This is a genomic window from Georgenia sp. H159 (assembly GCF_035607575.1).
In the GTDB taxonomy this organism is placed as follows: domain Bacteria; phylum Actinomycetota; class Actinomycetes; order Actinomycetales; family Actinomycetaceae; genus Oceanitalea.
In genome coordinates, this window is the sequence record NZ_JAYDZY010000001.1 from 846,922 (window position 1) to 864,601 (window position 17,680).

The 17,680-nt window shown below is 66.1% G+C and carries 13 protein-coding genes and 1 pseudogene; 6 read left to right on the forward strand and 8 right to left on the reverse strand.

Annotated elements, in window-relative coordinates:
* Positions 1–100 precede the first annotated feature (100 nt).
* The 4 genes from VR894_RS03915 to VR894_RS03930 all read left to right on the forward strand — a co-directional run bounded on the left by VR894_RS03915 (position 101) and on the right by VR894_RS03930 (position 7,237).
* Entirely contained in the window at positions 101–3,547 is a 3,447-nt protein-coding gene (locus VR894_RS03915) for a malectin domain-containing carbohydrate-binding protein (protein ID WP_324650000.1), read from the forward strand.
* Between the two features lie 80 nt (positions 3,548–3,627).
* Positions 3,628–5,523 carry a DUF4012 domain-containing protein gene (locus VR894_RS03920; protein ID WP_324650001.1) on the forward strand — a complete coding sequence of 632 codons (1,896 nt, stop codon included), beginning with the start codon at positions 3,628–3,630 and terminating at the stop codon, positions 5,521–5,523.
* 9 nt (positions 5,524–5,532) lie between these two features.
* Positions 5,533–6,114 carry an LPXTG cell wall anchor domain-containing protein gene (locus VR894_RS03925; protein WP_324650002.1) on the forward strand — a complete coding sequence of 194 codons (582 nt, stop codon included), beginning with the start codon at positions 5,533–5,535 and terminating at the stop codon, positions 6,112–6,114.
* A 205-nt stretch (positions 6,115–6,319) separates the two neighbouring features.
* The gene (locus VR894_RS03930) at positions 6,320–7,237 is read left to right on the forward strand and encodes a hypothetical protein (RefSeq protein WP_324650003.1); all 918 of its coding nucleotides are present in this window, start codon (positions 6,320–6,322) and stop codon (positions 7,235–7,237) included.
* Here the strand turns inward: VR894_RS03930 and VR894_RS03935 are convergent, their stop codons facing one another.
* From VR894_RS03935 to VR894_RS19095, 5 genes are all read right to left on the reverse strand, one after another.
* On the reverse strand, positions 7,238–8,713 hold the full coding sequence (locus tag VR894_RS03935) for a polysaccharide biosynthesis tyrosine autokinase (RefSeq protein WP_416380808.1): 1,476 nt from the start codon (positions 8,711–8,713) through the stop codon (positions 7,238–7,240).
* Positions 8,714–8,935: 222 nt separating this feature from the next.
* On the reverse strand, positions 8,936–9,313 hold the full coding sequence (locus VR894_RS19090; RefSeq protein WP_416380809.1) for a Mu transposase domain-containing protein: 378 nt from the start codon (positions 9,311–9,313) through the stop codon (positions 8,936–8,938).
* Entirely contained in the window at positions 9,199–9,540 is a 342-nt protein-coding gene (locus tag VR894_RS03945; protein WP_324650006.1) for a hypothetical protein, read from the reverse strand. Before VR894_RS03945 ends, VR894_RS19090 begins: the two co-directional genes overlap by 115 nt.
* A gap of 24 nt (positions 9,541–9,564) precedes the next feature.
* Positions 9,565–9,861: a hypothetical protein gene (locus tag VR894_RS03950; RefSeq protein WP_324650007.1), complete on the reverse strand. Its 297-nt coding sequence runs from the start codon at positions 9,859–9,861 to the stop codon at positions 9,565–9,567.
* Between the two features lie 11 nt (positions 9,862–9,872).
* The gene (locus VR894_RS19095) at positions 9,873–10,064 is read right to left on the reverse strand and encodes a helix-turn-helix domain-containing protein (RefSeq protein ID WP_416380810.1); all 192 of its coding nucleotides are present in this window, start codon (positions 10,062–10,064) and stop codon (positions 9,873–9,875) included.
* A gap of 383 nt (positions 10,065–10,447) precedes the next feature.
* On the opposite strand from VR894_RS19095, the pseudogene VR894_RS03955 reads away from it, so the two are divergent.
* Together VR894_RS03955 and VR894_RS03960 are read left to right on the forward strand one after the other, a co-directional pair.
* A pseudogene (locus tag VR894_RS03955) lies at positions 10,448–11,134 on the forward strand (IS21 family transposase); the annotation flags it as partial.
* A 54-nt stretch (positions 11,135–11,188) separates the two neighbouring features.
* A protein-coding gene (locus tag VR894_RS03960; protein ID WP_324650008.1) for an IS3 family transposase occupies positions 11,189–12,474 on the forward strand; the annotation gives its coding sequence in 2 pieces (ribosomal slippage) (positions 11,189–11,501 and positions 11,501–12,474; 1,287 coding nt in all).
* A gap of 1,546 nt (positions 12,475–14,020) precedes the next feature.
* Here VR894_RS03960 and VR894_RS03965 read toward each other — a convergent pair.
* From VR894_RS03965 to VR894_RS19100, 3 genes are all read right to left on the reverse strand, one after another.
* Entirely contained in the window at positions 14,021–14,329 is a 309-nt protein-coding gene (locus VR894_RS03965; protein WP_324650009.1) for a hypothetical protein, read from the reverse strand.
* A 948-nt stretch (positions 14,330–15,277) separates the two neighbouring features.
* Positions 15,278–16,453 carry a glycosyltransferase gene (locus VR894_RS03970; protein WP_416380795.1) on the reverse strand — a complete coding sequence of 392 codons (1,176 nt, stop codon included), beginning with the start codon at positions 16,451–16,453 and terminating at the stop codon, positions 15,278–15,280.
* A complete protein-coding gene (locus VR894_RS19100; RefSeq protein WP_416380796.1) occupies positions 16,434–17,576 on the reverse strand; it encodes a glycoside hydrolase family 99-like domain-containing protein in 1,143 nt (380 codons plus the stop codon). Before VR894_RS19100 ends, VR894_RS03970 begins: the two co-directional genes overlap by 20 nt.
* Positions 17,577–17,680 lie beyond the last annotated feature (104 nt).

Here is a 17,680-nt window from a genome sequence, read left to right on the forward strand (position 1 = left end):
GACAGCTCGAATCACCCTCCAATCCGTCCCGCTCGGCGGCGCCGAACCGGTAGTTTCAGGCAATCCTCGGGCGGACATGACGACGGCAATGGAGGCTTGGATGTCAGCCCTGACTCGTTCGGCGCTCTCTCATCGCTCGGAGCGTGACCGGCCCGGACGGAGGCGCCGTCGCCGCTCGGTATGGACGGCCCTGGCCACGTTCATGGTGGTGGCGCTGCTGCCGCAGCTCCCCGCCCTCGGGCACGCGGCCGACCTCGACCTGTGGGTGAGTGGGAGCGCCGACCGGAGCGGCTCGATCGGGCTGAGTGGCGCCGCCATCGACGGGAACGCCTACATCTACCTCCCCACCGACCCCGCCATCGCGAAGGTCGAGTTCTGGCTCGACAACCCCGACATGAGCGGCTCACCGCGCCAGGTGGAGCGCGAGGGGCCGTACGACTTCGCCGGTGGCTCGGTGACGAAGGCCAACGCGTTCAACACGGCCACCGTGGCGGACGGGCCGCACTCGATCGCCGCCCGCATCACCGCGACGGACGGCCACGTGGAGGTCCTCGAGGTGAACTTCACCGTCGGGGAGCCGGCCGCGCCCCCGCCGGACGAGGAGCCGCCGGTCGAGGAGCCCCCCGGTGAGGAACCGCCGGCGGAGGGCGCCACCCTGCGCATCAACGCCGGTGGCCCCGCGGTGACGACCGGAGGTGTCACGTGGCAGGCCGACACCTACTTCTCGGGCGGGAAGTCCTACTCCAACTCGAAGGTCTCGGCGATCAGCGGCACCACCGATGACGTCCTGTACCTGACGGAGCGCAGCGCGACGAAGAACCTCGGCGGGTTCTCCTACGCGATCCCCGCCCCCGCGGACGGGGAGTACACCGTCCGGCTGCACTTCGCCGAGATCTACTTCGGCGCTACCGGCGGCGGAGCGGGCGGGTCGGGCAAGCGCGTCTTCGACGTCAACATCGAGGGCGGTGCGGTGGAGGTCGACAACTACGACATCTACGCCGCCGTCGGCGCCATGGCCGCCGAGGTGAAGACCTTCACGACGACGGTCACCGACGGCTCCCTCGACCTCGCCTTCACCGCGTCGGTCAACCAGCCGAAGATCTCCGCCATCGAGGTCGTATCGCCCGGATCCACCCCGGACCCCGACCCGGAGCCCACGCCCGACCCCGACCCGGAGCCCACGCCCGACCCGGACCCGACCGACCCGCCCGCTGACGGCACCACGCTGCGGATCAACGCCGGCGGACCGGCGGTCACGACCGGAGGCGTCGCCTGGCAGGCGGACAGCTACGTCGTCGGCGGCAAGTCCTGGTCGACGTCGTCCTCCACCGCGATCAGCGGGACGACCGACGACGTCCTCTACCGCACCGAGCGGAGCGCCACCGCCGACCTCACCGGCTTCTCCTACGCCATCCCGGCGCCGGATGCCGGCACGTACACCGTGCGGCTGCACTTCGCCGAGATTTACTTCACGGCCAACGGGAAGCGGATCTTCGACGTCAACATCGAGGGCGGCCCCGTCGAGGTCGACGACTACGACATCCACGCCGCCGTCGGCGCGAACGCCGCCGTGGTGCGGTCCTTCACCCCGACCGTCACCGACGGCACGCTCGACCTCACCTTCACCGCCTCGGTCAACCAGCCGAAGGTCTCCGCGATCGAGGTCGTCTTCCCCGACGGCAGCACCCCACCGCCGGACGAGGAGGAGCCGCCGCCACCGGACGAGGAGGAGCCGCCGACCTCACCGCAGGACCCCTCGCTGTTCTCCTGGGACAGCAAGGCCGACTCGCCCATCGGCCGCTCGGAGGCCCAGGGCACCGCCGTCGGCACGAAGGTGTACGCCTTCGGTGGCTTCCAGACCGGCACCAAGACGACGGCCCGCAGCGACGTCTACGACACCGTGACCAACTCGTGGTCGCGCCTGCCCGACATGCCGCAGCAGCTGACGCACTCCCCGGCCGTCGCGGACGGCAAGACGATCTGGCTCGTCGGCGGGTACGACGGCAACCACCCCGGTGGGTCGACGCGCAACGTGTGGAAGTTCGACACGGAGACCCTGACGTGGTCCGCCGGCCCGCCGCTGCCCGAGGCACGCGGCGCCGGTGCGGCGACCATCGTCGGGCGCACCCTCCACTTCTTCGGAGGGACCAGCCGGGTGGCCGGCTCCACCGCCGACCCCGACGAGCCCGACCACTGGGTCCTCAACCTCGACGGCGGGACGACGTGGCAGGCCCGGGCGCCCATGCCCAACCCCCGCAACCACCTCGTCGGTGCGACGCTCGGTGGCAAGGTCTACGCCATCGGCGGTCAGCACAACGAGAACGAGAACACCGGCCTGCAGTCGGACGTCCACCGCTACGACCCGGCCACCAACGCGTGGACGAAGGTGGCGAGCCTGCCGGTCGCCCGGAGCCACGCCGCCGTCGTCGTCCGCAACGGCTCCATCGTCGTCCTCGGCGGGACGAACCCGGGCAACATCGCCAGCCGCTACGTCACGGCGTACCACCCCAGGGAGGACGTCTGGACGAACCTGCCCCAGCTGCCCGGTGGCCGGAAGACGCCGGTGGCCGCGATGGTCGGGGACGTCCTCTACCTGACCACCGGAAGCCACGCGGTGACGAACTGGGCGGGCCGGTTCGCCGACCGGTGGGAGTCCAGCCCGTCGATGCCGGTGTCGATCGGGGAGGTCGCCGGCGGGATCATCGGCAAGAGCATGTACATGATCGGTGAGAGCAACAGCTCGACCGTGGCGTTCGACGTCTCGACCGGCAGCTGGAAGTCCGGCCTCGCGATGCGGCCGTACCGCGGCCACCACCACGCCGCGGAGGTGGTGGGGGACCGGCTGTTCCTCATCGGCGGGCTGGGCGGCGGCTCGGCCGGGAAGGTGCAGATCTACAACCCGGCGACGAACGCCTGGACACTGGGTGCGGACATGCCGTTCGCGGCAGGGTCGATCTCGACGGCAGTGATCAACGGCAAGATCTACGCCGCCGGCGGGATCATCGGCTCGACGACGACCACGCGCAGTGCCGTCTACAACCCGGCGACGAACTCGTGGACCGAGATCGCGCCCATGCCGCAGGGGCGCAACCACGCGGCGTCGACCACGGACGGCTCCAAGCTCTACGTGGCGGGCGGTCGCGGCCCGGGCAGCGGTGACGCGAACGTCGTCGCCAACGGGTTCGACACCCTCCAGGTGTACGACCCCGCGACGAACACGTGGCGCTCGAGCGCGTCGTCCGGCTCCGGGCTCGCTCCGCTCCCGCAGGCGCGGGGCGGGATGGGCAAGGCGGTCTGGTACGACGGCGAGATGTACGTCATCGGTGGCGAGACGCAGAACGGTGCCGGGGCCACGGCGAACCGCGTCTACAACCGCGTCGACATCTACAACCCGGCCACGAACTCGTGGCGGCTGGGGACGCCGATGCCGACGGCGCGGCACGGGATCTTCCCGCTCCTGGTGGGGAACCGGATCGTCGTCGCCGGGGGAGGGGTGACGGCCGGGTTCTCGCACTCGACGGTGGTGGAGACCTACAACCCGCGCTGAGCACGGGCAGGCGGCCCGCGCGACGTCCGTCGTGCGGGCCGCCGCTCCACGTCCCCAGGCACACGTGATGAAATGGCCCCGTGACGGACACCCTTCCTGGTTGGCTCGAGGACGACGGTCCTGCACCCCGTAGCGACGACGACGGCGCCCGCTCGCGTCGTCGCCGCCAGCAGCGCCGCCGTCGGACTGTGCTTGCGCTCGTCGTCACCGTCATCCTGCTGGCGCTCGTCACGCTGGTCGTCGTCTTCGCGCTCCAGGCCCGCGCGGCCCAGACCGAGCTGCGTGCCGCGATGCCGCTGGTCACCGACCTCCGGCAGCAGGTGCTCAACGGTGAGAGCGACACCGCGGCGGCGACGGCCGCGCAGCTCCACGACCACACGGGCGAGGCGCGCGAGTCGCTCTCCGGGCCGCACTGGTCGGTCGCCGCCAACGTGCCGTACATCGGCCCGAACGTCGCTGCGGCGCGTACAGCGACCGAGGTGGTGGACGACCTCGCCGTCGAGGTCCTGCCCGACCTCGTGGCCGCCACCGAGATCGTCGACCCGGCCCGCCTCGCCCCGCAGGACGGTCGCATCGACCTCGCCCCCTTCGAGGAGGCCGCACCTCGCGTGATTGCGGCGGACGAGGCCATCGGCCGCGCCCAGGAGCGGCTGGCGGACATCAACCTGGACCAGATCTTCGAGGTGCTGCGTGGTCCGCTCACCGACCTCGAGGCCCAGCTCGACGACGTCGCCGGAGTCACGGCCACCGCCTCCCGTGCGGTGCAGCTCATCCCGCCGATGCTCGGCGCCGAGGAGCCGCGCGAGTACGTCCTCATGGTGCAGAACAACTCCGAGCCGCGGGCCACCGGCGGCCTCACCGGCGCGTTCCTCCACCTGCGGGCGGAGGACGGCGCGATCGAGCTCGACTCCGTGCGGTCCGCCGGCAGCGTGGGCTACTTCCCCCAGCACGCTGTGGAGCTCACCGACACCGAGGTCGCCCTCTTCGGCACCCAGCTCGCCCGCTACCCCGGCAACGTCACCGCCACACCGCACTTCCCGCGGAGCGCCGAGATCATCACGGCGATGTGGGAGCAGGAGATGGGCGGGCAGGTCGACGGCGTGTTCTCACTCGACCCGGTGGCCCTGGGCTCGCTGCTCGAGGCCACGGGACCGATCGAGATCTCCCAGGAGGAGCTGTGGGCGGTGGGTGCGCCGAGCGACCTACTCGGTAACGGCTCCCAGCTCACCGCCGACAACGCCGCGGACGTCATGCTCAACGGTGTCTACCGGCAGATCGCGGACCCCGAGGACCAGGACGACTTCTTCCAGCTCGCCGCGGCCGAGATCTTCTCCCGCGTGATGAACGGTGGAGCCGAGCCGACGGCCACGGTGGCTGCGCTGGCGCAGGCCGCGGACGAGGGCCGGCTGCTCGCGTGGTCTGCCCACGCGGGTGAGCAGGAGCTGCTCAGCGGGACGGTCCTCAGCGGTGAGCTCCGCGGGGACAACGGTGACGGTGCCCCCGTCGTCGGCGTCTACGTCAACGACCTCAGCGCCGCGAAGATCGCCTACTACCAGCACATGGACGTCACCCTCGAGTCCACGCAGTGCCACGCGAACGGGGCACAGGACCTCACCGTGACCGTCACGCTCTCCTCCGACGTGCCGGAGGGCGCCGCTACGCTTCCGGAGTCTCTTGTGGGTGGCGGTGGTGCGGTGCCCAAGGGGTCAATGCGCTCCAACCTCCTCGTCTACGCGCCGACGGGAGGGCGCATCACTGACGTGCGTGACCCCGAGGGCGAGGTCGAGGCGTTCCCGCAGGTGCACGAAGGACAGGTGGTCGCAGGACGTCGTGTGGTGCTGGCCGAGGGCGAGTCGGTGACGACGGTGATCGACATCACGACTGGTCCGGGATACGCTCACGATCCGATACTTCGCATGACGCCCGGTCCGGGTGGTGAGAGGTTCACCTCATCGACGTTGACATGTCGACAGTAGCCGATAACCTTGACCCGACCGATCACACCTACCCGCGGTCTCGACGACCCATTGGGGGCTTTACTTATGATTCGACGCGTTCTGGCCGGGCTCTTTGCCGCGGCTCTGCTCGTCCTCGCTCCGAGCGCGGCGTTCGCCGCTCCGGAATACTCGGACGACGACTTCGACATTGCCGTGTCCACCACCAACCCGGCTCCCGGTGAGACCTTCACCGTGAACGTCACCGCTCCGACCGGCACCGACATCACCCTCACCGTGGGCCTTGTCGGCGGCGACGAGGCGGACATCGAGACCTACGGTCCCGTGACCGCGGTCGCCGGCGTGGCCACCTTCAACCTGACCCTCTCCGAGGAGGGGACCTACCAGATCATCGCGACCGACGGTGACGGTAACGTCCGCGACACCATCCAGATCGTCGTGGGCGACGGCGGCGCCGCTGCTCCCGGCGCTGGCGACGGTGATGAGGCTGCCGGCCCGGCTCTGCCGGAGACCGGCGCGACCGCCACCCCGCTGATCATCGGCGGCGCGCTGCTGCTGCTGGTCGGCGCTGCGGCTCTCTTCTTCGCTCGCCGCGGCAAGGTCACTGCCTGACACCCCAAGGTCAAGACCGTTCGGACGGCCCCCGCGACTTCGGTCGCGGGGGCCTTTCGAACGCCGGAAGGGGCATGGCGCGCCAGAACCGCACAGGAGGGCCCGTGAGAGGCGTACTCGTGGGTCGGCGTGGCTACCGCCCTCCTGCCCGGTTGCAGGGGCCCTGACGGCGCCCCAGGCCCCCAGACCACTCGAAGGTGAACCCATGGCTTCTCGTCCCCGCTGGTGGTCGTTCGCTGCTGTCGGCGGTCTCGTCGTCGTGAACGTCGTGCTGATCGCGCTGCTCGTGCTCCGTCCCACCGCCCCGTCGGTGGACGAGCGGAGCGAGGCCGCAGGCGCGACGGCGGAGGGGCCACAGCAGGAGATCGACGAGAGCGGCTCGCGGCGCGCGAAGCAGGACCCGGGAGAGCTGGCTCCGGCCGAGGGCGTCGAGAGTCTCCCGCAGGCTCAGCGCCTGCTGGTCAACCTTGACGCCACCACGGCGTGGCGCGCGACGGTTGGTGACTGCGCGCACCCGGGCGCGCTCGAGCACACCGTTGACGGTGGCCGGACATGGCAGGCGCGACCACTGGAGCTCGCCCCGGTCAGCAGGCTTCGCGTGCTTGGCGCAGAGAGCCTCTTTGCCATCGGCGGGGGAGCGGACTGCGAGCCGACGTACGTCTCGTCCGCGAACGCCGGCGCATCGTGGTCCACGCATGATGAGTACCTCAGCGGCTCCTGGTACCAGCTGCCGGACGACCGCGACGTACTGTCGACTCCGGTGGGTGAGGTCGACGCTCCGTGCGAGGTGGTCGAGCTGGCCGCCCTGAACGCCGTCAATGCCGCGGTGCTGTGCGCCGACGCGAGCCTCGCCTTGACGCAGGACGGCGGCGCCTCGTGGTCCGGGAGCGAGCCCGGGATGGACGTCGAGGCCGTGGGTGTAGCCGCTGACGCCTACGCAATCGCCGGCGCGGACGACTCGTGCGGAGACCGTCTCGCCGTCGCCACCATGAGCATCGACGGTGCTGCCGAGCCGGTATGCACCGACGAGGGCGCCGACGTCACGCAGATCGCCGTCTCCGCCAGCGCAGGAGCGATGTGGCTGTGGCTGGACGACCACGTTGTCGTCGCCACCGACTGGTGATCAGCGCCGCGTGACGGACATCCGCTCACCGGGCCACGTCGACCGCTTGGCGTGGGTCGCCGCGGCCTGCGCGGCCTTGCGGCTACCTCGACCGTTGCGCGACGCCCTGGTCCCCGTGAGGGCGGGGTCCTCGCTGCTGTAGTACTCGTAGGCGTAGCGGTCGCGCTCCTTGCGCTGCGCCTTGTTGAGCACGATGCCGAGCACGTGCGCACCGACCTGCTCGAGCGACTCGAGCGAGGAGCGCAGCTGCTGCTTGTGGAGCCGGTCCGCTCCTGCGACGACGAGCGTGCCGCCGGTCATCTTGCTCAGGATCGCCGCGTCTGTGACGGGCAGCAGCGGAGGACTGTCGATGACGATGACGTCGTAGGTGGACGCGAGATCGGTGAGGAGTCGCGACATCGCCCGCGAGCCGAGCAGCTCGCTGGGGTTGGGAGGAACCTGTCCGGAGGGAAGGACGTCCAGGGAGGTGCCCTGCCAGGGCTGGGCGACGTCCTCGACGTTCGCGCGGCCGATGAGCACCGTGGTGAGACCGACCCGCCCCTCGTAGCCCATGTACTTCGCCACGCTCGGTCGGCGGAGATCCGCATCGACGAGGATGACGCGAGCGCCAGCGTCGGCCAAGGAGGCGGCGAGGTTGATCGACGTCGTCGTCTTGCCTTCGCCAGGTACCGATGAGGTCACAACGATTGAGCTCGGGCGATCCCCGAAGTCGACGAACTGAAGATTGGTGCGAAGGCGACGGATCGCTTCGGCGCGAAGACTCATTGAATCGTCGTGCATGAACACAGGGTGACCGCTTGACGACTCGTCGAGCGGGACGGCCGCCAGCGGGGTGATATCGGAAATGGCCGAGATATCAGCCTCGTCTCGGACCTTGGTGTCTAGGACCGCTCGCAATAGCGCGACGCTGACACCGAGCACCGCTCCGAGAACGAGTCCGAGAGCGAGGTTTCGTGTCGTGTTGGGGGACGACGGTGAGTCTGGAACCTGTGCCTCGCTCAGCATCGTGGCGCGAACCGCCTCAGTACCGTCCTGACGTTCCGGCGAGAGCCCGCCTACCGTGTCAGCGAGCTGGTCGGCGACAGCGTTGGCAATATCGCGAGCGAGGACCGGATCTTCATCTGTCGCGGAGATGACGAGAATCGTCGTGTCGGCGGCGACAGAGACGGCCAGTGCGTCACCCAATACACGGGGATCAGCATTCAGATTCAGCGACTCGTCGACAGGCTTGAGGACGATGGGAGATTTCGCCACCTCCGCATACGAAGCCATCTGCTTCTCGGTGAAGGTCGAGCCTTGCGCGAGATCCGATACCGACTCCCCGGCCTGTACCGCAAAGAAGATTCGCGTGGACGAGGTGTACTGCGGGGTCGCCAACAGCGTCGCTAACGCCGTTGCGGCTAGAGTGGCGAGAGTGACCACCGCAACAGTGATCCACCGACTTCGCAGCACACTAAGGTAGTCGCCCAGTTCCAATTGATACCCCCGGTAGCCGGATGCTCGTGCCGAAGCATCCTCCCACAGGTTCCCAGCGACCACGTATCTGCCCTCGGTTAACGCGCCCGTGGCGGAGAACGAAGGTGCTGTGGGCCATCACTCGCTCAACCCGTCGGGCTTCCATGGCGGCGACTCAGGCCGCCGACCCGTTGCAGAAGCCCGCGCACGTCTCGGTCTAGAATGGGCCAAGTCAAGCCAGCACTACGCCCCCAGCTGGGGCCACTTCAGGCTGTCACACCCATCGTGTCGCAGTGCTGCGGCGGTGGTGATGTGGGCGGGGTCGGTGATGGTCATCGCGCACGCCCACCGGCGTGGGTGCTCGACCACCAGTCGCCCGCCGCTGCGGACCTGGACGACGACGAGGTCGGCGGCCACGTCTACCCGGGCTCCGATCGCGCGGGGGTCTACGGAGTAGTCGCTGGTGTCGATGCGTACGTAGTAGTCCCGGCCAAGGCCGCACGTGGTTACGCCAGCCCAGATGCAGCACGGCCGGTGGCAAGGCCAGCATCGCTTCTTGGTCCGCCGCGAGCAGGTCCACCGGACGAGCCTTGATCGTGCGCACGACCCGTGGTCAGCCAGTGGGTGAACTGGGCGTTGAAGTCGGCCGGGGACTCAAAGTGCCGACCGGGCATGAAGGAGGTCTTGAAGAACTGGTTGCGGCGCTCGACCAGGCCCTTTGACTCCGGATCCCGCGGTGGCAGCAGCACCACCTTCGTCGCCAGCGTCCCGGCGAACACCGCGACCGGCTCGGTCGCCTTCCCTCGTCCGATGCCGGACTCGTTGTCCCAGATCAGCCGGCGCGGCACCCGCCCCAGCTGGGACAGCAGCGCTCACGTCCCGAGCAGCAGGTCGGGGGTCTTACGGGTCGGGAGCATCCTCCCGAGGGTGAAGCGGGAGTAGCCACACGTCATGACCAGCACCGGCAGCAGTGCCCGCGAGCCGTCCTCAAGCAGGATCTTTCGCGGCGGGAACCACAGGTCACACTGGGCCACGTCCCCGGCCGTCCACGTTAGCCGGTCGGCCGGGTCGATCGGGCGATGGTCGGCCCGCAGCCAGTTGACGTTGTCCCGGAACCAGCGAATCGACCCCGTCCACCCGACCCGTTCGGCCAGCACCGTCGCTGGCATATCCGGCGTCTCTACCAGCAGCTGACGGACCCGCGCCTCATACGGCGTGAACGACGAAGGGCCCGGCCTGCGTCGTACTTCGGCGGGCCGTTCGACGCCACGGCCTTGATGACCGTGTTCCTCGAGACACCCAGCCTTCTGGCGATCGCGGCCTTCGGTGCACCCTCGGCGGCCAGCCTCCTGATCAGCGCCCAGTCCTCCATGGTGATCACACTCCAATCGTCGGGAGAGTGCTCACCTTTCGAGCGCCGTTACTGCTCAGTCTTCAAGCGCCGTCGACAGCTGTCGGCGTCGGCCAAGGTTTAGAAGTCACGACGAGGCAGGCCCGTAATGAGCCACACCAGATCGGCAATTTCCCGGGGGACATGCTCCTAGCCAAGCAATCGTGGTGGTCCAGAGTCGGTGCCGGCACTGCTAGCGGACATGCCAACCGCCCTATAGGCGGACGCGGACTTCCCTGCTGACGGACAGTTGATCTCCCTGTCTGTGGCCATGGGGCCGGGCCCGTGTCGGTCCCGTCGTGGGCGTCCCTCCGGGGTTTGCTCGAGGTCTTCGACCACCTTGAGCAGTTCCACCGGAGGGACGCATGAAGAAGTGTGACAGGGAGATCATGGAGATTCTTGAGGCGTATGACGCCACCGGTAGCGCGCACTCGGCGGCGCAGCTGGCCGGGGTCGACCCGAAGACGGTGCGCCGCTACGCCGCAGCGCGCGACCAGGGCCGTCCGGTGACAGGGGCGTCGCGGCGTCCGCGGATGATCGACGAGCACATGCCGAAGATCGAGGAGTGGGTCGAGCGCAGTCAGGGCAAGGTCCGCGCCGACGTCATCCACGGCCGCCTGGTGGCGATGGGGTTCACCGGCACCGAGCGCACCACCCGCCGAGCCGTCGCGGAGGCCAAGGCGGCCTGGCGCGTCGGGCATCGGCGCACCTATCGGCCGTGGATCACCGAGCCGGGGTTGTGGCTGCAGTTCGACTGGGGCGAAGGACCCCGGGTGCCGGGTCCGGACGGGACGCTGCGGCGCACGCTGCTGTTCTGCGCATGGCTGGCCTGGTCACGCTTCCGGGTGGTGATCCCGGTGTGGGACCAGACGCTGCCGACGCTGATCGCCTGCCTGGACGCCACGCTGCGGCGGATCGGCGGGGCGCCGACCTACGTGCTGACCGACAACGCCAGGACGGTGAGCATCGACCACGTCGCAGGCGTCGCGGTGCGCCACCCCCAGATCGTTGCGGCGGGGCGGCACTACGGCACCCAGGTCCACACCTGTGTCTGAATCGCCCTGGGTTCGGTGGAGACTCCTGAGCTTGGAAACGAGGATGGAGTCATGGCATCAGGACAGAGCGCTGGGAGGCCGTCGACGCGGCGGTACAGCGAGGAGGAGAAGGCGGCCGCGGTGCGGATGGTTCGGGCGCTGCGGGCCGAGCTGGGGACCTCGCAGGGAACGATCAAGCGCGTGGCGGACCAGCTGGGCTACGGGCCGGAGTCGGTGCGGCTGTGGGTCAAGCAGGCCGAGATCGATGACGGTGAGGTCCCCGGGGTGAGTACGGAGGAATCGGCTCGGATCAAGGCCCTGGAACAGGAGAACCGCGAGCTGCGGCGCGCGAACGAGATCCTCAAGCGGGCCGCGTCTTTCTTTGGGGCGGAGCTCGACCGTCAGTACAAGTGATCGTGGCGTTCATCGACGACAACTGCCAGGACGTCGTCGATGGTCGCCGGCTCGGAGTCGAGCCGATCTGTCGCGTGCTGCGCGAGCACGGACTGCAGATCGCTCCGAGCACCTACTACGCCGCAAAGTCCCGGCCGCCGTCGGCCAGGGCAGTGCGTGATGCCGAGCTGGCGCCCCGGCTGTGCGAGCTGTGGGAGGTCAACTATCGCGTCTACGGCGCCAGGAAGCTGTGGAAGGCCGCTCGTCGCGAGGGACTGAAAGTCGGCCGTGACCAGGTAGCGCGCTTGATGCGCGCCGAGGGGATCTCCGGGGTGGTGCGCACTGCCCGGGTACGCACCACGCGTCCGGATCTGGCCGCGGCCCGCCACCCCGACCTCGTGGACAGGGACTTCACCGCGTCGGCGCCGAACCAGCTGTGGGTGACCGACCTGACGTACGTGCCCACCTGGGCCGGGATCGCCTACGTCTGCTTCATCATCGACGCGTTCTCCAGGGCGATCGTGGGCTGGCGCGTGGCGTCCAACATGCGCACCCAGATGGTGCTGGACGCCATCGAGATGGCCCGCTGGTCCCGCGGCGCGAAGCTGCCGGGGCTGCGCTGCCACAGCGACGCAGGATCGCAGTTCACCTCGCTGCGCTACGGCGAACGCCTGGCCGAGATCGGCGCCGTTCCCTCCATCGGGACGGTGGGCGACCCGTATGACAACGCACTGGCGGAGACCGTCAACGGCTACTACAAGGCCGAGCTTATCCGCGGACCGGTGCGCACCGAGCGCGGGCCGTGGAAGAGCGTGGAGGACGTCGAGCTCGCCACCCTCGGCTGGGTGCACTGGCACAACACCCAGCGTCTGCACGGCTACCTCAACGACCTCCCGCCCATCGAGTACGAGCAGGGGTACTACGCTGCCAACCGGAGTGACCAAACCCTGGTCGCGATCCAATAATCCGAGTCTCCATCAGACCCAGGGCGATTCATCGTTCCAAGTCGAAGGCACTCTCGCGCTTATACGCTGCCCTAAAGTCAACCGACCGGTAATCAAACCAGGGCGAACGCGCCAACCCGGGCACGACGTGTCTGACGGGATGACGCGACAGGATCCTGAGGAACCCACCTCGCGGGCTACTCGTCTGCTGACTCGTGCTGCCCAACCGTCCGGGGCTTAGCGTCGGCCAGTCGCTCGGGCTTATGCCAAGCGAGAACTAAGCAGAACAATACAGCGACGGAGTTCGCTATCGCGCCCGCCCATGCAGGACCAGCGAGCCCGGTCCGAAGACACAAGATTACGGATAGTCCAATATTGAAGAGCGCTACAAAAATCGAAAGCCAGAAGAGCGTTCGTCGTCCAGTACTGCCGCTCAATGAGGCTTGGCAAACTGAGAACAGCGCGGCAAATAGTCCCGAAATGGCAAAGCCGAGGTATAAGGACCTTGGTGCTGAGATTTCGGCCCCAGCGAGCAATCGTGCCACGACGGGCCCAACGACCACGAGCGCTGCGGCGACTGGGGCGGTTCCTACCGTCATTGCACCTAGAGCCATTAGTAGATTTCTTCGCGCAAGCTGCGGCGAGGCATGCAATCTCTCGCGGCCCATCCAGGTCCAGATCAAGGGCCGCATCGCAGCGGATAGAACCAGGATGAGAGCTCCAAGCCTGTTCGCCACTGAGTATGCCGAGACGTCCTCCGCTGACATCAATCCGTTCACAATAAAAGGGTCGAGCCCAGTCGCCAAGAACGCCACCAAAGGAACGAGCGCAAGACCGTAACTAGGGCGCTCCGTCGACCTTCGAATGTCGCGCGTGCCTTCGTCATCGAAGTTCTCGTAATAAATGGTCCGATATCGCACCCGAACTAGCGCAAGCGCGATCGCATACGGACAAGCGAGGCCTATAGCCCATGCAATCGCCGCTACCCCGACGGAACTTGACAGTCCGAACGCAACGACCGTTAGAAGGAGACCGATCGGCGCGCCGAGGCCCTTAAGAAAATTGCTTAACCCGGTGCTGCCATCTACTTCGAGAACCGCAAGGTTCGGCGAGAGCCACAGGCTCAGGGATCCGACAAGGACGAGGAATAGGACAACCCCCTCTGCTGCGACAAAGTCTCCCAAAGGACGACTGGACGCATATAACATTACAAGGCGAACCAACAACCATACGAGCATGAGTGCGAGAATGATGCCGGTAAATGCTCGGCACAGCCTACGTGTCCGAGGGAAAGTCGGCCGACCGTGATCACTGTCGGCCAAGAGTTCAAGACGGGCGTGATCCGTAATCCCAAGGCCCAGAACAGTAAAAAAGACGCTCAGAGTGGTTAAGAGGACTAAGGTTCCGTAGCCCGCAAGTCCAAGTTCGCGAACGACAACCGGTACACGAAACGTTTGTGCCAGGAGGTTGAGACCTTGTCCAGCCGCATACCCGACGACTGTCGCGCCAATCGCGGCCGCCCAGACCTTTCCTCCTCGACGGCTTTGAGGGACCCGCTGTGGTCTCATCAATTCAATCCGCCCTTCGCCAACTCACGCCGACGAAAGCGCCGTTTAGAGATGGCCGAGGCTCCGAGGCTCCCGGCGACAACGAGGAAGGGCACAATCTGCAATCGGACACGGAGTAAGGTGCCGTAGTTGCCGCTGGAGATCGCGAGCGCGACCCCGAGGATTGCAATACCAGCAAGGGCCACAAGGGTGCGCATCCGATAGCGATGGACCGCGACGCCTGACAGAAATACGGCATAACACCAGATCGGTGCGCTCGCCAGACCGATTCCTGCCGCCGCGGCTTCCCAGGGATAGGGACCTAACATGACTCGGCCGAGTGAGTATAGAGTGCCTATGCCGCCTTCGCCGCCAACGACAAAGCCCGAGGATGCGCCAGCGAGTTCCGATTGAGAAACGGAGATTCTCTCGGTATCGAAGCGCGTGAGGATGCCAGATATCGATGGAAGAACGAGGGCTGCAGCGAGTGCGAGTCCGCCGCCCAACAATATTAGATTGAAAGTCCGACCCCGGCCGCGCCGAGTGGCAGCGCCGAGTATCAGAAGTGCTGGACCCAGAGCAATAGCTGTCGGGCCACGAAATAGGGCTAAAGCGGTCATAGCGAACAAGCCGACTATTACGGACGTTGCGGCAACTCTCTGCGTTTGCAACCGAATGGAACTATAGAGCAAGAGACTCGTAAGCGAAAGAACCGACGCTTCTCGAAGGGGCGTGGCCGCCCAGAGGAGAAGGCCTGGGAAAGAAGCAAAGAGGAGCGGAGCGTACTTGACCGCCCGCTCATCGATTAGTTGCACCGTGGCGGAAGTCAACACAATTGTCAGGCCGAGTAGAGAGGCGTTCAGAGCAACGGCTGCTAGTCCACTAGTGCCTAGGACGAGAAAGAGCCCGCCCAGAAGGTAGGCGTAGCCCTGTTTGCCTGGCACCAGGACCGTGCGCGAGACGCCATTGTCGGAAGCCAATCCGTTCGCAGCTAGCCCCTCGCCAGCCTTCACGTACGCTAACGCGTCGACTCCGGGCGAATTGAGCCACAAAGTAGCCCCGATGACGCAAGCTATAATACTGTATGCTATGGCCAAAGTTCCGACTCGGCGCGGCAGGCGCAGCATTCGCGATGCACGTTGAACGGAAAATATGCCAACGATGAGGACGAGTAGAGCCGGACCCCAACTTGTTGTGGCGATCCCTCCTACCGCTATGCAAGTCGCGAGTACTACGAGCCAAAAGCGCTTGCGGTTGCGTGCGGCAGTTTCAGGCACCTAGCGGACCTTTCCATGAACTCGGAGGAGGTCCATCCAATCGTCGATACGAGCTGGCTCTGAGAACCTACCAGCAATTGTCGAGGGGCCCATACGGCCCAGCTCGCTGCGCAGGTCAGCGTTGCGGATGAGAAACGCGAGCGCTGTTTCGAGAGCGATCGGATCTCCCGGGGCTACAGCCAATCCGGTAACGAAAGGTACAACGGCATCGCGTGCCCCCGTCGCAGTCGTTGTGATCACCGGGACCCCGCTAGCCGACGCCTCGAGCGCTACAAGACCGAGGCCTTCCCGCTTCGTGGGTAGTACGAGAACGTCGATAGCGTGGTAGAGCGTCTCGGGTGCGTTGGTGGGCCCCACGTACTTAACGTTCGGGTGCGTATCCAGCCAAGTGGTAACCCATGCCGGCAGAGCGTCGGTGGAATCGCGAGGTCCTGCGACAATCAGAACACAGTTGGGAAACTCGTCCAGTATGGAGTTGAACGCCGTTGCAAGTTCGGTAATCCCCTTGTCGTTCGTCAAGCGGCCCACGTAGCCAACGGCGACTGCATCGATGCTAAGACCAAGATTGGAGCGCGCCGCTAGACGATCTGCTGGAGTACCCGGCCGAAATCGCGATTGGTCGATGCCTAGCGCGCTTCCATGTCCCATAACTAGTGTCTTACTCGCCGGAGCGATCTTAGATCTAATGGCGACGTCCTGCAGACTTCTGCTCACGCATACCGTTGTTGTAGACAGCCTTGCGGCTATAGCGTCGGTCGCCCAGAGTACGTATCGCGTGGGTTTGGACATGGTTTCGTATCGTAACCCGTGGAGCACGAATATGCGGTTGGGAACGCCGGTGATCCAGGCCGCGATCGACACGATTGCCGATGCTTTAGGTGTCCCATAAACGACTTGCGATGGCCGTTCACGCCGGAGGTGCCTGATGATCTGAAAGAGGGCGCGTCCGTCTGCCCGCAGATTGATGTCTCTCGTGAGGCTGACGCGGATAGTGCGGAGACCTCGAGGCTTGGCAATCGGGAGTGTCTCAGAAGGGTCTGCACCCGATATGAGAGTTACCGATATCCCCTGGCTCACAAGCGCTCGGTACAAAGGGGCGAATATTCTGGAAGACCGTTCGATGGTGGTTGCAAAAACCACGCTATTCGCTGTTCGCTTAGTTCTCCGGTGGGGCACCAACGAGAACCTCCCTCAGTGAGTCGAGCCATCCATGGCCGTACTCCTCATCGGGCTCGACGTAATTCCCCTCAGCCCACTCGTTCCAGCTCTTCAGGAAGAGTAGGCGTCGTGGAGCAGGTAGGCCATGCGTATACCTGACAACGGAACGGATGTGCGACTTGAAGGCGCTCGGACTTGATCCCGTCAAAACGATGCCACCCCGGAAACGACGGGGAGTGTTATCCCAGTTCGGCATAACCGCACGATGTTCGGTCCACGGCCGAGTCTCTCGCGACTCGAACTCACGCATTAGCCTCCGGTATGAGATTCGGACAGGACCGCCACGTTCAACTGTCATCCGTGACGCCGCCGCTAGGACTGATCGGGGGTTACTGGCTAGTGCGCGACGCGACAGTAGATTGGGCTGAGCGTAACTGGCGTCGAATCCATAGTTTGCTGGATCCATGGTGGAATCGCCCGCGACCAGATAGAGGTCGCCAAAACCAGCGCGTTCAGCGCATCGTCTGAACGTGTCCGTGAACTCAAGCGGGCTGGGGAGATCGCGCGGACGATAAACATAGAACAGTGGCTTGCCGTCTACGCGAATGTAGCGTGTATCGCTAAACGCGGGCACGAGGCTGCGGAAATGCGCTTCGTAGTCTGCGATGCCCGGGTAGCGTTGCTCCATAAGGATCGTCCGTTCGTCGCCGTACCAGCGGCGCGACCAGCTCTCGTTGGCCCATGCCAGCGCAAAAGGAAAGTCTGGTTCACCGCTCCGCAGCACTTCGTTGAAGGGTCGTTCGAGTAGACGGCGACCGTCGCCGAACCAATAGTGCCAGTAAACGAATCCTGTCACGCCTGACCGTCGTGCCAAATCGGCTTGAGCCTGACGTACCTCGGGCACCCTAAGGTCGTAAAAGCTTAGGTCGCCCGGCAGTTTCGGCTGGCGGTGTCCGCGGTAAAGAGGCTTGGCTCTCGCTACGTTTCGCCACTCCGTAAAGCCTGATCCCCACCACTCGTCATTCTCGGGAATGGGATGGTACTGGGGTAGGTAGAAAGCCAGAACACTTGGGCTCTGTGCGGGTGGCGCTTGGGGCGAAGTGTGCAACGTAAAGGGTTCCGATTCTCGTCCTGGGGTCATTCGTGTGTTCCATGGCTGATTGGAATATGGTCAGTGCTAGTGACTGCGGCGCGCGCCGCGGCGAAGACGTTGGGCGACCCACGCCAGCATGCACAAAGTGGGTA

Bases quoted from the DNA above. Each gene is read 5' to 3' on its own strand.
- VR894_RS03915 (WP_324650000.1), top strand. From the start codon at position 101: ATGTCAGCCCTGACTCGTTCGGCGCTCTCTCATCGCTCGGAGCGTGAC.
- VR894_RS03930 (WP_324650003.1), top strand. From the start codon at position 6,320: ATGGCTTCTCGTCCCCGCTGGTGGTCGTTCGCTGCTGTCGGCGGTCTC.
- VR894_RS03950 (WP_324650007.1), bottom strand. From the start codon at position 9,861: ATGCCAGCGACGGTGCTGGCCGAACGGGTCGGGTGGACGGGGTCGATT.
- VR894_RS19095 (WP_416380810.1), bottom strand. From the start codon at position 10,064: ATGGAGGACTGGGCGCTGATCAGGAGGCTGGCCGCCGAGGGTGCACCG.
- VR894_RS03965 (WP_324650009.1), bottom strand. From the start codon at position 14,329: ATGTTAGGTCCCTATCCCTGGGAAGCCGCGGCGGCAGGAATCGGTCTG.
- VR894_RS19100 (WP_416380796.1), bottom strand. From the start codon at position 17,576: ATGACCCCAGGACGAGAATCGGAACCCTTTACGTTGCACACTTCGCCC.